This is a genomic window from Pseudomonas sp. NPDC088444, from assembly GCF_044900175.1.
In the GTDB taxonomy this organism is placed as follows: domain Bacteria; phylum Pseudomonadota; class Gammaproteobacteria; order Pseudomonadales; family Pseudomonadaceae; genus Aquipseudomonas.
In genome coordinates this window covers 1-1,384 of record NZ_JBJDNK010000033.1, presented here as the reverse complement: position 1 = coordinate 1,384, position 1,384 = coordinate 1, and the positions used below count along the sequence as shown (strand labels likewise).

The window sequence follows — 1,384 nt, the reverse complement described above, 5'->3', positions numbered from 1 at the left end:
ATTCGCAGCAAGATTGCGAGCATCAAAAGCACGCAAAAGATCACCAGCGCCATGGAAAAAGTGGCGGTCAGCAAAATGCGCAAGGCTCAAATGCGCATGGCTGCTAGCCGTCCTTACGCGGAGCGCATCCGCCAGGTGATTGGTCATCTTGCCAACGCTAACCCGGAATACCGCCACCCGTTCATGATCGACCGCGCCGTCAAGCGCGCCGGTTATATCGTGGTGAGCAGTGACCGTGGCCTGTGCGGTGGCTTGAATACCAACCTGTTCAAGGCTTTGGTCAAGGACATGGCGCAGAACCGTGACAACGGTGTTGAGATCGATCTGTGTGTGATCGGCAGCAAAGGTGCGGCGTTTTTCCGCAACTTCGGCGGTAACGTCGTCGCTGCGATCAGCCACCTGGGCGAAGAGCCGTCGATCAATGATCTGATCGGCAGCGTCAAGGTGATGCTGGATGCCTACCTGGAGGGCCGTATTGACCGCCTGTCCGTGGTATCCAACAAGTTCATCAACACCATGACTCAGCAGCCAACGGTTGAGCAACTGGTTCCGTTGGTCGCGACCCCGGATCAAGAACTCAAGCACCACTGGGATTACCTGTACGAACCCGACGCCAAAGAGCTGCTGGACGGCTTGATGGTGCGTTACGTGGAGTCGCAGGTCTACCAGGCGGTGGTCGAGAACAACGCAGCTGAACAAGCGGCGCGGATGATCGCAATGAAGAACGCCACCGACAACGCCGGTGACCTGATCAGTGATTTGCAGCTGATCTACAACAAGGCGCGTCAGGCAGCGATCACCCAAGAGATCTCGGAAATCGTCGGCGGCGCTGCCGCGGTTTAACGGTTCAAATATTCAGAGGATCCAGCTAATGAGTAGCGGACGTATCGTTCAAATCATCGGCGCCGTGATCGACGTGGAATTTCCACGCGACAGCGTACCGAGCATCTACAACGCGCTGAAAGTACAAGGCGCGGAAACCACTCTGGAAGTTCAGCAGCAGCTGGGCGACGGCGTGGTTCGTACCATTGCGATGGGTTCGACCGAAGGCCTGAAACGCGGCCTGGACGTCACCGACACCAACGCAGCTATCTCCGTGCCAGTCGGCAAGGGCACCCTGGGCCGTATCATGGACGTCCTGGGCAACCCGATCGACGAAGCTGGCCCGATCGACACCGAAGAGCGCTGGGGTATTCACCGTGCCGCTCCTTCGTTCGCTGAACAAGCAGGCGGCAACGACCTGCTGGAAACCGGCATCAAGGTTATCGACCTGGTTTGCCCGTTTGCCAAAGGCGGTAAAGTCGGTCTGTTCGGTGGTGGTTTTTTTGTTATATCAGTATTCTTTATTGAAGTGATCTGTATAATTGTCTTATTGCTTATCTTT

1 protein-coding gene and 1 pseudogene are annotated in these 1,384 nt (G+C 56.2%); both read left to right on the top strand.

The annotated features are described in order from the left end of the window. A partial coding sequence (gene atpG, locus ACI2KB_RS29185; protein ID WP_404640538.1) for a F0F1 ATP synthase subunit gamma occupies positions 1 to 843 on the top strand: 843 nt, incomplete at its 5' end. A gap of 28 nt (positions 844 to 871) precedes the next feature. Beyond that, positions 872 to 1,384, top strand: a pseudogene (locus ACI2KB_RS29180) (F0F1 ATP synthase subunit beta); the annotation flags it as partial.